Source organism: Intestinimonas timonensis (assembly GCF_900626145.1).
GTDB classification, from domain to species: Bacteria; Bacillota; Clostridia; order Oscillospirales; family Oscillospiraceae; genus Intestinimonas; species Intestinimonas aquisgranensis.
In genome coordinates, this window is record NZ_LR130817.1 from 1,142,806 (window position 1) to 1,155,710 (window position 12,905).

General features: G+C 56.3%; 11 protein-coding genes. All 11 read right to left on the reverse strand.

Translation table 11 applies throughout. From position 1 onward, the window contains the following. Position 1: 1 nt before the first annotated feature. The 11 genes from E0E29_RS12415 to E0E29_RS12465 all read right to left on the reverse strand — a co-directional run bounded on the left by E0E29_RS12415 (position 2) and on the right by E0E29_RS12465 (position 12,737). Entirely contained in the window at positions 2–367 is a 366-nt protein-coding gene (locus E0E29_RS12415) for a YraN family protein (protein ID WP_242622553.1), read from the reverse strand. Then, a complete protein-coding gene (locus E0E29_RS12420; RefSeq protein ID WP_242622554.1) occupies positions 367–990 on the reverse strand; it encodes a ribonuclease HII in 624 nt (207 codons plus the stop codon). Before E0E29_RS12420 ends, E0E29_RS12415 begins: the two co-directional genes overlap by 1 nt. Then, entirely contained in the window at positions 977–1,858 is an 882-nt protein-coding gene (gene ylqF, locus E0E29_RS12425) for a ribosome biogenesis GTPase YlqF (RefSeq protein WP_130850102.1), read from the reverse strand. The genes E0E29_RS12420 and ylqF overlap by 14 nt, the downstream gene beginning before the upstream one ends. A 156-nt stretch (positions 1,859–2,014) precedes the next feature. After that, entirely contained in the window at positions 2,015–2,356 is a 342-nt protein-coding gene (gene rplS / locus E0E29_RS12430) for a 50S ribosomal protein L19 (RefSeq protein ID WP_130850103.1), read from the reverse strand. Between the two features lie 129 nt (positions 2,357–2,485). Next, on the reverse strand, positions 2,486–3,055 hold the full coding sequence (locus tag E0E29_RS12435; protein WP_165449896.1) for a site-2 protease family protein: 570 nt from the start codon (positions 3,053–3,055) through the stop codon (positions 2,486–2,488). Between the two features lie 27 nt (positions 3,056–3,082). Then, on the reverse strand, positions 3,083–4,024 hold the full coding sequence (locus E0E29_RS12440; protein ID WP_130850105.1) for a M23 family metallopeptidase: 942 nt from the start codon (positions 4,022–4,024) through the stop codon (positions 3,083–3,085). Between the two features lie 75 nt (positions 4,025–4,099). Continuing rightward, positions 4,100–6,757, reverse strand: a complete 2,658-nt coding sequence (locus E0E29_RS12445; protein WP_130850106.1) for a translation factor GTPase family protein — start codon at positions 6,755–6,757, stop codon at positions 4,100–4,102. Positions 6,758–6,882: 125 nt separating this feature from the next. Next, a complete protein-coding gene (locus E0E29_RS12450; RefSeq protein ID WP_242622491.1) occupies positions 6,883–7,245 on the reverse strand; it encodes a sigma factor-like helix-turn-helix DNA-binding protein in 363 nt (120 codons plus the stop codon). A 7-nt stretch (positions 7,246–7,252) separates the two neighbouring features. Further along, complete coding sequence (locus E0E29_RS12455) at positions 7,253–8,962, reverse strand: recombinase family protein (protein WP_242622492.1); 1,710 nt, start codon at positions 8,960–8,962, stop codon at positions 7,253–7,255. A 398-nt stretch (positions 8,963–9,360) separates the two neighbouring features. Beyond that, complete coding sequence (locus E0E29_RS12460) at positions 9,361–11,145, reverse strand: DUF6788 family protein (RefSeq protein WP_130850108.1); 1,785 nt, start codon at positions 11,143–11,145, stop codon at positions 9,361–9,363. Positions 11,146–11,240: 95 nt separating this feature from the next. Continuing rightward, complete coding sequence (locus E0E29_RS12465) at positions 11,241–12,737, reverse strand: hypothetical protein (protein ID WP_130850109.1); 1,497 nt, start codon at positions 12,735–12,737, stop codon at positions 11,241–11,243. Between the last annotated feature and the right edge of the window lie 168 nt (positions 12,738–12,905).

Consider the following 12,905-nt stretch of genomic DNA (forward strand, 5'->3'; position numbering starts at 1 on the left):
GCTAAAACGCATCCTCTATGTAATTGATCTCCGGCTTCCTGGTAGCCATTCCCTCCGGGGCGTAGACCTCCGCCACATCGAACCGGGGCTGGAGTTCCGTTGGGTGCTCCAGCAAATAAAGCTGAGCCGCCGTCCGCACCCGTTCCTGTTTTCCGCGGTCCACGAAGGCCCTGGCCGGTGCAAACACAGCGTTTTTGCGAAGCTTCACTTCTGTAAAGGCAACATACTTGTCATTTACTGCAATCAGGTCGATCTCACCGAACCGGCACTGCCAACCGGCAGCAACCACCCGCCATCCCCGAGCACGCAGCCATTCCGCCGTCTGGGTCTCTCCCCAGCGGCCCAGCAGCCGCCGGTCTCCCCCCATCACGGTGTCTCACCGCTGGCATAGAACTTTTTGAGAAAGCTCTTCCGGTGGATGGGGCAGGGACCATACTGCCGCAGCAGTTCATAGTGGCGCTTGGTGGGATAGCCCTTGTGGCGTTCAAACTCGTATTCCGGGTACACCTTGGCCATCTCCTCCATATACCGGTCCCGGCTTACCTTGGCCAGGACAGAGGCCGCCGCAATGTTGGCGCTAAGGCTGTCTCCCTTAATAACAGTGCGGTGTGGATAGGAGATTCCCTTGTCACGATTTCCGTCGATGAGGGCGAAATCAGCCGCCGGGTCCAGAGCCCGGATGGCCCGGTCCATAGCCAGTAGGCGGGCGGATAAGATGTTGATCTCGTCGATGGTGGTTGCATCCACAGAGGTCACCGCCCAGGCCACCGCCCTCTCGCGGATCTCGTCGAAGAGCCGGTCCCGCTGCTTGGGGGTCAGCTTTTTGGAGTCGTTGAGGCCCTCCGGGACCCAGCCCCAGGGCAGAATTACCGCTGCAGCGTATACATCTCCGGCCAGAGGGCCGGCCCCTGCCTCGTCGGCGCCGCAGATCATCAGGGCACCGTCCAGACGGCACTGGCTTTCAATTGCCCAGAGGTCACTCTGCTCCATCTGCTTCATTTGCTCCGACTCCTTCCGGCGCCTCAAGTGTAAAGCGTCCAAGCTTGCCGCCGCGGAACTCATCCAGCAGCACTCTCGCCATACGGTTGAGGTCTACCTCGCCCCCGGAAATGAGGAACCCGCGCTTCCGGCCGGCTGCCTCTAGCAGCTCCCAGCCAGGCGTACCCGGCTCCGGCGTCAGCTTATAGCGGTCGCTCAGGGCCTGAGGGTACCGGGCGGCCAGCTCCTCCATCAGGGTGAAGCCTAGCTCCTCCACATCCATGATGTCGTCTTTGATGGCGCCGGTGTAGGCCAGACGGCGTCCTACCTCCTGGTCTTCAAACTTGGGCCAGAGGATGCCGGGGGTATCCAGCAGGTCCAGACCGGCATCCACCGCCACCCACTGTTTGCCCCGAGTGACACCGGGCCGGTCCTGCGCCTTGGCCGACTTGCGCTTGGCTACCTTATTGATAAAGGTGGACTTGCCCACATTTGGCACTCCCACCACCATCACTCGGACGGGACGGCCTACCTGGCCCTTCTCACGCCACCGGGCGATCTGTTCCTTCAGGGCCTCCTTGGCTACGTTGGAGAACTGATCTACGCCCTTCCCCGTCTTGCTGTCGGTCTCCAGCACAGCACAGCCTCGGTCCCGGAACCATTTGCCCCAGGCTTTGTTCAAAACCGGGTCGGCCTGATCCGCCCGGTTGAGGACGATGAGTCTCGGCTTGCTCCCCACCAGCTCATCGATATCCGGGTTCCGGCTGGACCGGGGAATACGGGCGTCAATGACCTCAGCCACCAGGTCCACCAGCTTCAGATCCGCCTCGATCATCCGGCGGGTCTTGGTCATATGGCCGGGATACCATTGGATGTTCACGCCCTCCCACTCCTTTCCTCCGTGGTCTTGCGCTTTCGCGCCATATTAGTATTCATTATACAACACTTATGGGTGAAATGAAAAGAGTCCTGTCACCTTTTTGAAAAAGGATACAAAAAAGGAGCGGCGAACCGCTCCTTTTCCGTAAGGATTTTCTTACAGCTTCTCCTTGATCTTGGCGCTCTTGCCCACGCGGTCACGCAGGTAGTAGAGCTTGGCCCGGCGCACCTTACCGGTACGGACGGTCTCGATCTTCTCAATGACGGGAGAGTGGAGGGGGAAGACCTTCTCCACGCCAACGCCGTAGGAGACACGGCGAACGGTAAAGGTCTCGGCGATGCCACCGTGCTTTTTGGCGATCACAGTGCCCTCGAAGACCTGGATACGCTCACGGTTGCCTTCCTTAACCTTGATGTGCACCCGGACGGTGTCGCCCACTTCCACCTTGGGGGGCTCGGCCTTCAGGTACTTCTCATTGAAATTCTGCATGAGATCCATTTTTACTTCCTCCTGTTTATAGGCGTTCGTACCGGTTTCACGCCGCTCCTTCCTCTGGAGCGACACCGCAGAGGACCACCCTTTATTAAAGCCAAAATATGATACCACGGAATATAGAAAAATGCAAGCCTATTTTCCCATTTTTCTTTCTCTGAACTGGCAGAGCAGCAGCCAGCATCCCATAATGGCCAATGTGGCACCTCCACCCTGTGTCAGAAGGCTGATCCCTCCTGCCAGCAGTCCGGCACCCAGGGCCAGTGAACAGGCCCTCACTCCTGCCGCCGCAGTATCGTGAGGCAGGAACCCCGCCAAAATCAGCAGCAGCGCCCGTCCGCCGTCCAGAGGCCACACCGGCAGCAGATTGAACCAGCCCAGGCACAGACTTAGGCCAGCCAGGAGCCACCCCTCCTCCCGACCTTCTCCCAGCTGCAGTGCCGCCAGGGCCAGCAGCAAACTGGCGCCCGGACCAGCTAGGATGGACAACAGTTCCCCGGAATAGGTCAGCGGATATCGCCGGTCCAAATCCATCTCTCCCCCAGAGATTGTCAGCCGTAATTCCTTTACAGCGCCTCCCTGGAGACGGACAGCGGTGTAATGCCCCAACTCGTGAACAGCGGCGGCCAAGGCCGCCCATGGGAGCACACTCTCCCCGTCCAGAAAAGCCAGGGCCGCTGCCAGCAGCAGAAAACCGGGGCTCAATCTGACATGCCTTACCACTTCCACGGCCTACTCCGTCTCAATATAATCTGACGGGTCCACCAGCTCTCCGTTCACCTTCACCTCGAAGTGGAGGTGGGCGCCGGTGACCTCCCCGGTATCTCCCACCTCAGCCACCTTCTCCCCCGCCGCCACCTGCTGTCCCGGCTGGACACACAGGCGGCTGCAGTGGGCATAGAAGCTGGTAACACCGTTTGCGTGCTGGATCTGAAGGTACAGCCCATAGGCCGGACTCTCGCCGATGTAATCCACTACTCCAGCGGCAAAGGCCTTGATATCCGTCCCGTAGTTGGCGGCCAGGTCCAGGCCGTTGTGGAATTTCTCGCCCCCCTCAATGGGATGCTCCCGCAGCCCAAAACCAGAGGAGACCGGCGCCATTACCGGCGCGACGGTCTCCCCCACTCCCAACGGATCTGCTGGCTGGGTCTCCGCCTCCTCCGGGGCGGGCGTTTCCTCGACTTGGACGGGCTGCGCAGTCTCTTGGAGAGGCGGCGGCGTCTCTGCTTCTATCGGCCAGCGCAGCGTACCGGCACTCTCAGCCAGCCGCTCCGCCTCACGGACATAAAGAGGATTGTCACGTCTGGTGAAGGTGTAGGGACTCCACCCCTCCTCCATACCAAGCATCGACTTCCACACCTGAGCCACCACCTCGCTGCTGCTCTCCCCCCGGTCCACCGCGCGGCCCAGGTCGGCAAACACGGCCTTGAAGTCAGTGTCAGCCTGTATGATCTGGAGGAGCTCGCTTCGTACCTCCTCCATGCCGCCGGGAACAGCATCCCGGCCCAGGAAGACCGCCAGAAAGAGTACCGCACATACACACAGCTGAAATAGCCGCCGCTTTTCGCGGGGTGCCAGGGACACGCTTCGTCTGTCCCGCCGTCCGCTGCCTGTACTCCGCCGCCGTCCAGCCGTCCGCCGGGCTGTGGTCTCCCAACGCCGTGCGCTCTCCATACCTGACGCCCCCCATCCTCACGGTTTCATCCCATCCTATTCGGACGGGCTGTGAGATATGACGGGCGCCGGTCCTCAGCGCTTCTTTTTCTCTATGGCTCTGTCCATGGCATGGCGCACCGGCGCTGACCGTTCCCGACGGTTGTTTTTGGCCAGCACGGCAGCGATCTGCCCACTCACCTGCTCCATCTCCTGGCGGAACACCGTGGCCGACAGCCGTAGGGCACCGTGACCCAGGATGATGAGCTGTTCCGCGCCGTCCGAGGTGGCCACTCGGACCCTGTGACGCTTACCCAGTTCAAAGGTGGTTTTCTCGATATAGGCGTCCGCCGTTTCGGCCTCTTTGGTGTAGACTACATAAATATTGTGGTAACGGGTGACTTCTCCCAGGTTCCCCGGCACCTTGTAGGCGTCAAAGACCAGGATGACCTCACACTTGCGGAATCCCTGGTAGTTGCTCAAAAGGTCCATGAGCATTTTTCGGGCGGCGTCCAGGTTGTCCTTGGCCACCTCTTTGAGCTCTTCCCAGGCAAAAATGATATTGTAGCCATCCACCAACAGATATTCCGGTCCCCGGTTTTGTTCCATGAGTCGGTATTTTTCCCCGTCCAGACTGGTACGGGCAGGCTTAGGCGCAGGCCGAAATGCCTCCCGCTCTACCTTGCCGTAGGTCCGCTCATAGATGGCCTGGAGCTCCTTGTCCTCCTCCAGTGAGCCCGCCCAGCTCCGCCGGCTCCCGCCGGCAGGCGTAGGGTCCGGCGCCACCTCCTCCGCCGGTGCAAGATCGATCCCACTGCTTACGTGGGCCATCTCGGGTACCTTGTCCCACTTTACCACATACCCCGCACCGTGGGAACAGAATACCGAGTCAGCGGGATTCTCCAGATCCCGGTCCGGGTCGTAGCCCAGCGCCTCCACCACGCTGTCCTGATTCCGGCAGGGCTCATAGCCCCGGAAGACGCAGTTCAGTCTGCCCTGGCCCCTGGTGTAAGCCGTCACCTCCCTGGCATAGTCCCCCAGCTCGGCCACCGGAGCAGTTCCAGTAAGCACCGTTTCGGTTCCCAGGGTCTCAGGCGGGTCTACCCGTCCCCCCATACGCTGGAGGTCGGACATAGCCCGGCCCACATATTCCCCAGGAATTTCAAGGCGGAAGTCATACCAAGGCTCCAGGAGGACACTCTGGGCCTCCATGAGTCCCTGGCGTACTGCCCGGTAAGTGGCCTGCCGGAAGTCGCCTCCCTCGGTGTGCTTCTCGTGAGCACGGCCCGCCGTCAGGATGATGCTCATGTCAGTGATGGGCGAGCCGGTGAGCACGCCCAGGTGGGCCTTCTCCTCCAGATGGGTGAGGATCAGCCGCTGCCAGCGCCCCTCCAGTACGTCCTCTGGGCAGGCGGTGCCAAACCGCAGGCCGCTCCCAGGCGGCAGCGGTTCCAGAAGTAAGTGGACCTCAGCATAGTGGCGCAAGGGTTCATAGTGCCCCACCCCCTCCACCGGGGCAGCAATGGTCTCCCGGTAGACGATACTCCCCGGCCCGAAGGAGACCTCCAGGCCAAACCGCTCCAGAGCCAGCCGCCGGAGGACCTCCAGCTGGATCTGGCCCATAAGCTGGATGTGAATCTCCCGAAGCTGCTCATTCCACACCAGGTGGAGCTGAGGGTCCTCCTCTTCTAGCTGTCGCAGCTTCATCATGGCAGTATAAGGGTCCTGGCCCTCGGGCAGCAATACCTGACACGAGAGGACTGGTTCCAGGGCTGGGTCCTCCCCCGGCGGCTCAAATCCCAGGCCCTCGCCTGGCTTTGTCTGGCTCAGACCGGTGACTGCACACACCGTTCCCGGCTCTGCCCGCTCCACCGTCTGGAACTTCTCCCCGGAGTAAATGCGGATCTGATCCGCCTTCTCCTCCCAAACCTTTTCGTCCGGCAGGCCAGGACGGCGGTTGGTCAGCAGGTCCTTTACCTTCAGCGTCCCACCAGTAACCTTTAAATAGGTCAGCCGGTTTCCTTGAGTGTCCCGGGCAATTTTAAAAATTCGCGCTCCGAATTCAGCCGGTGCCGGCTTCTGACGGGTATAACGGTCCAGACAGTCCAGCAGCCGGTCCACCCCCTCCAGCTTCAGGGCTGAGCCGAAGCAGCAGGGAAAGAGCTTGCGTTCCGCTACTAGGCTGGCCAGTACGTCATCAGACAGAGTCCCGCTCTCCAAATAGGCCTCCATGACGGACTCATCACACATGGCGGCTTCCTCCAGCCAGTCCGTATCGATGCCATCTCCTACATCAACACACCCGTCATCCAGTTTGCCCTTCAGATCACGGATGAGTGCAGTCCGGTCCGCTCCTGCCAGGTCCATCTTGTTCACGAAGAGGAAAACCGGTACATTGTAGCGCTTCAGGAGCCTCCACAATGTCATGGTATGGCCCTGGACCCCGTCTGTACCGCTGATGACCAGGATGGCGTAGTCCAGTACCCTCATGGTCCGCTCCGCTTCGCTGGAGAAGTCTACGTGCCCCGGCGTATCCAATAGTGTGATGGTAGTCTCCCCCAGCGGCAGGATGGCCTGCTTGGAAAAGATGGTGATGCCCCGCTCCCGCTCGATGGGGTCGGTGTCCAGAAAAGCGTCCTGGTGATCCACCCGGCCCAAACGACGGAGCGACCCGCTCCGGTAGAGCAAGCCTTCCGACAGGGTGGTTTTGCCTGCATCCACATGGGCCAGAATGCCGACGGCCAGTTTTTTCATAAGCACTTCTTCCTCTTTATCTGCCAGTTTCCCTTCTGAATATAAAGAGAGGGCGCCGGAGCCGATGTCCGGTCTCCGCCGCCCCCATTCAGCTTTTCTTAGTGTACCACGCTCCGAACCTGGAATCAACCCGAAGCCCTTTCCCCTCCCTCCAGCGCCGCTTTCAGCTTCTCCAAAGCCTTCTTTTCGATGCGGGATACATAGGACCGTGAGATTCCGCTTTCCACAGCGATCTCTCTCTGCGTCCTTGGAGCATGACCGTTCAGACCATATCGCTGGATAATAATGCTCTTTTCCCGTTCTGTGAGGCATTGCTCAACGCACCGACGCACCTGGGCCTGGGCATCCCGGTTATCCAGCTCTTCCAACATATCGTCATCCACACTAAGCACGTCCATTAGGGAGAGGGACCCGCCATCACCATCCCCCTCCAGGCTGTCCGACAGTGATACCTCACCCTGGAGCTTCCTCTGAGCCCTGAAATGCATGAGGATCTCATTCGCTATCCTCTCCCAACGGATACATAGGTTGGTCAATGGGCGGCAAATCCGCCTCTCCATCCTCCGCAAAGAGGTAAACATAGGCGTTTTTGCCGTCCCAGACCACCTTTTTGACGATGGTCCGCAGCAGGCGTCGCTTTTCTTCCAGCGTTGCCGAATCCACCGCATTGGCGAACGACTCTATCATTTCCTGATGGAAGGCAAACTCCTGATGCAGCATCCGGCTCTGCTCGGTGAGGGCTTCCAGCTCGGCAAGGCGCAGCTGCTGGGTCTCGCTCTCGCGATGGAGCTCGTCGATCTGCTCCATGACATATTTGGCTGAGGTCTCGCTGGCAACGGACAGGGATTCCACCAGCCGCTTGATGCGGTCTTCCGTTTCTGCGTGCTTTTCTTTCAACAGCGCCAGCTCTGCGTCGTAGCCCTCCTTGCTGCCGCTGATGACTTTTTTCGTCTGCGCCAGCAAATTGGCAAGGGTTTCCTTGTCGGCGGACAGCTTGCGGATCTCCTCGATGATCTTGGCGTCCAGCGTGTTGCCGTTGCAGTTTTTCATGCCGCAGACCGTACCGTGGCTGCGCTCCTTGGTGGAGCACATATAGGTGTAGATCAGCTCGTCCTCTGCATTCCTGCGGTTGGTCAGCTTTGGGCGCATATAGTCGCCGCATTCGCTGCACCGCAGCAGGCCGGACAGCAGCGCCACGTTGCTGCGTGGTCTGCGGTAGCTCTTGGATTTGTTGACGTCCAGCATGGCCTGCACCTGCACCCAATCGCTGCCTGCGATAATGCCGGGATGCTTCCCCACCGCCACGATCCATTCCCCCATGGGACGGATCTGGTTTGCCTTGCCGGGGCGCTGGAGCGTGCGGTTGTACGCCATGACTCCGTGCTCGCCGTCGAACTCCGAGCGCTCGGCAAACAGGTCAACATTGTTTTCTTTCAGATACTGATACGCCGTCTCGTCGGCAATCATGTAGACCGGGTTTGTGAGAATGCCCCGGATGGCAAAGCGGGTGAACTGCTTGCCGCGTTTCGTGACGCAACGGTGCTCCAGCAGATACTGGTCGGTCTTGCTGAGGGAGCCGGTCTCCATGAAAACCGAGAAAATCGTCTTGACCAGCTGGATTTCCTCCGGAATAGGTTTGAGCTTGCAGGCTTTCTTCACCTTGCCGTCCACCGTCACGCTGGACAGGCTCTCCGAGGCGTAGCCCGTGGGCGTTGTGCCGCCCAGCCAGCGCCCGGTCTTGGACAGCTCGTGCATATTGTCCCGGATGCGCTCGGCAATGGTCTCCCGCTCCAGCTGGGAGAACACGGACGCAATGTACATCATCGCCCGGCCCATTGGAGAGGACGTGTCGAACTGCTCCCGGATGGAGATGAAGTCAATGTGCCGGTCGCCCAGATCCTCGATGAGCTTGGCAAAATCGCCGATGTTGCGGCTGATGCGGTCGAGGCGGTAGACCACGATGGCGGCAAATTCAATCTTCTGCGAGTCCTTCATCATCTTCTTGAACTGCGGGCGCTCCAGATTGCCGCCGGAAAAGCCCTCGTCCTCGTAGACCAGCACATTTTCTGCCGCTTCCTCGCCAAAGTGCATGGCGATGTACTGGCGGCACAGCTCGATCTGGTTCTCGATGCTCTCGCCCTTGCCGGTGAATTTGGACTTGCGGGAGTAGATGACATATTGCTTCGGCGTATCTTTCGTTTTCATGGCAGCACCTCGCGCTATTCGTTAGGTTGGTAGATATATTATAACGGATTGGAATCCGTTTGAAAAGGTACCCAAGGGAAGAATCTGAAAATTTCTGCGGGAGGCAGAGGTTTTCGCGCGCTGATCGTGCCAGTTCGGAGTGCATCGCTCATGTGCATCGAGAAAATGATTGATGGAATGAGCGATGGGTGCTATTTAGAACATTATTGTTTTCGTCATCGACTGCATTCGTACAGTCGCGCCGCACGATTTTTGCGCATTGCTACTTGTCATACGTCAAGTCAATTCCGGCGAACTTGTTTATAGCATATCGGATAAACAAGTTGCGATTCAATAAGTAAAAGGCAGCCTCCGGTTGGTTTCAATCAGAGGCTGCCTGAGTTTTTATTGAACTGTTGTTATGCAAGGCTTCGCAGATATTCTTCCACGTTCTGATACTGAATGCCCTCAACCACTTGGCTTTCCCCGCGATAGAGGACGAACTTTCCGGTGATCGGGCCGTAGCGGTGCTTGGTCTGGGCGCATTTTTGCTCGTCGATCAGATGGCGGTACTGCTGCGGAACAGCTTCCTCGCTGTGCTTGATCTCGAAAATCCGGCAGGAGCCTGCCTCCGGGTCAAACACCACCATGTCAAATTCTCCCACAGGAAATTGCAGGACAAATACCTGCTTCTTGGGGTTCGCCAGCTTGGTTTCCAGCAGGACGATGTCTTCCAGCATCCGCCCTTTGATCTCGGTCAGGATGCGCTGCTGCACGGCGGTGCGCTCCGCCAAAGACAGGGCACTGAACGTTTCATCCAACAGCAAACTGCGGATCAGCGCGTCCGCCTGCGCATAGCGGAGACCCGGCTGCGCGATCACCGTGCGGCTGGATTTCATGCTGACATCCGGCAGGTGCAGCACATCGATCTCCCGCGTTAAGTCCAGCAAGTCCAGATACTCCTTGATCTCCGCTGCGTGAACATCGTCCAGCGCCACGGTCTGCTCTGCCCTGTTGCGGATCTCCAGCAGCTTCCGCAGGCTGTCGGTGACAAGCGCAAGGTCGATGCGGTCGAGGATGTCCGTCGGGTTCTTCCGATCCCGGCGCAGGTTGCTGGCGGAAATGCCAAGGTCGTGGGACTTCCAATCCTGCGACAGCACCTCCAGCGTGAAGCGGTGGTTGATGTCCTCCACGACCCGGTTGATGGCGCTGGTCAGCTCGCCCTTCTCGTATAAATCCCGCAGATGGCGGAAGTGCCCCTCGTACTGATAGCAGCGCAGGGAGTGCTGGATGTTGCGGGCGATGGCGGTGTCCACATATTCGTCGGTGCTTTCCTTGCTGGCAAAGGTGGAGGTCTCGTTGTAGTGGACGCCGCCGAGACTCATGGTGCCGCCGTAGCGGATATACTCGTCGATGCCGCGAACACCGAGGACAGATTCAAACTCGCGGTAAGGGATGAATGTGGTGTGCAGCAGGATGCAGCGGTCATAGAGCTGCTCGTCCTCGGTAAAGAGAAAGCCCAGCGAGTCCGTGCCGGAGAGCACGATTTTCATGCCGCAGGCCGCAAACACATCAGAAAACAGCGCTGCGCCCTCGATGAAATCCTCCATCAGCGTCACCTCGTCGAGGAACACATAGCGAAAGCTCTGCGCTTCCAACTGCTTGAGGTCGCGGTTTACATCTGCCAGCGTGTCTTTTGCAGTGATCTGAATGAACGCTGCCTTGGCAAGCTCTGCCTCGTTCATCTCCGCAAAAATCTGGCGGATCATGGTGGTTTTCCCCGTCCGGCGCAGGCCGTAGAGGATGAATACCTTATCCTGCGGCTTTCCGTAGACAAAGTCGTGCAGCTGCCGGAAACACTCGCGCCTGCGATAGCCGCGAACAGACGCCGCGAAGGAACGCAGCGCCTCGCCGGTACGGACATTGGTGGTAAACGCGGAAGGGTTTGCAGATTTCGCCTTGGGCAGCTGCTTTTTCAGCGCTTTCAGCTCCTGTTCCAGCGCCTTCCGCCGCTCGATTTGGGCGCGGAAATTCTCCAATTCGTCAGCAGGAATATACTTCTCCCGCCGCTTCTTGTTCTCTGTCCAACGGTGGTAAAAATACTCCTTGCCGTTGACAGTCTTCTTCGTAACAGAGCCAGCAGGCAAAGTTGCAATCTGCTGTTCCAGCTCCGCCACGCGGGTTTGCATCTCAGATAAGTCCATAGCGCACCTCCTGTGAGATACTATTCTATGCAGAATTATACCCCATTATACCCTCGAAATCAAGGGTATAATGGGGTATAATTCTGTATATTTACTCAGATGCTTTTTTCTATCTTAACATTAGACGCGGATGACTTATTATCATTTCGAGCATCAATCAAAATAATATCATCATTTTCTGAAAGACCCAAATCATTCAAAATTGAGATAACTTTTAGCTCTTCTTCAGCGCTAAAATACATAATAACTTTGATTGCACGTTTGCTATCTGAGGCTACTTTATAGATTTCAACCTGCTTCGCCAAATTATTCTTCAATTTGCTGTTTGATGCTAGCTTGAACTCAACGAGCGTAGAGTTATTTGCCCCGTACGAAACTTTATAATCTACCGGGCCTCTTCCATTGTTAACTTCTCGATTGACATCTAAAGGTGTTCCAAACCAAACAAGACGGTAAATTACTTGAAGGTCGGCTTCACGTTTTATAGGCTTTCCATCACTGTAAAACAGTCGATAACCATCCTGATCTTCTATTACATGCTTCAGAAAGTGAACACGTTTCTTCGCTTCATCATGCGCATCAGGAATAGTATTGTAGAAATCTGTGCTCTTATTTAACAAGGATATCAGTTGCGCTACTTGCTCATTAAACAGGATCTCCACCTCGCGCACTTTTTCTTTACTGACTGAGGTTGCCTGTGATTCATTCTCTTCTTTGAAGCGAATGTAGTAGTCGATCAACTCCGGATGCAGTCGAACGAGTTCTTCTGCTTTGTGATTTTTTTCTGTTTGGCTCAATTCTTTTTTCTTTTTTGATAAAGTATCTGTAAAATATGTATTGAGTTCAAAGCGAAGAGCTTCATCAGAAATAGATGGAGCTATCTGCTGCAAATTGCGTATCATATCGCTTCTATTAATAAACGTGTCATCGCGGGTCAGCATCGCCTTTGGTGTCAGCAACACATAGTCTCCATTAAAATTGGGAAGATAATATGATTTAGATGCCCAGCTTGTCGTCTTCCAATTGAAATACACTTTTTGAACAGAAAATTCTGCGCATTGACTTTCTTTCAGGTAGGTCTTGGCGAAAGCTTCTGTATATTCAAGTAAATACTGCTTTGCAAAATTTGCTGTAAAATCGCTAATCTTGTCACGGCCAACTCTCGGACTGATGAGACACAGCTTCTCCATATGGAGTCCTTTAGTTACAGTCCGACATCCGAAGCCTTTGAATATTGAACCAAGTCCCGCATGTAGCCCAACGGCAAAGTCGTTTCCCATTCCACATCCGGAATTGCCAGATAGGCTGAAGCCCAACCATGTTTGTTTAACTTCTGAAAATGAAAACCACGCCTTGCGCATACCAGCCGTTAGCACAGCGGACTTCTCAGTTTGCACCTGCAAAAACAGCAAATAACTAATCATCTCTTGATGAATTCTCTGAAATTCGATGCGTTCACTGTTAAACAGAAGAAAAGGGTCAATGAATAGCGGAAGATCATTAATCAAAGATATATTTACTGCGCCATAGCTTTCGATGATATCTTCGTCAATATCAAAGAAATCCGAAAAGTATACTCCAACATTACTCAACACGATCCCTCCCCCGTTTATTCATCGGTAGTCTTTTTGCGAATAGTATTTCGCTTTGTAATTATTGTAGCCCAAATTCCTCCCTCAGAAGATTTACCAAAAATTCTGCGGTCGCTCTATCAAATTGGAATGATTGGCTAGGCCTTGTTTGAAAAATAAAAGTTACAC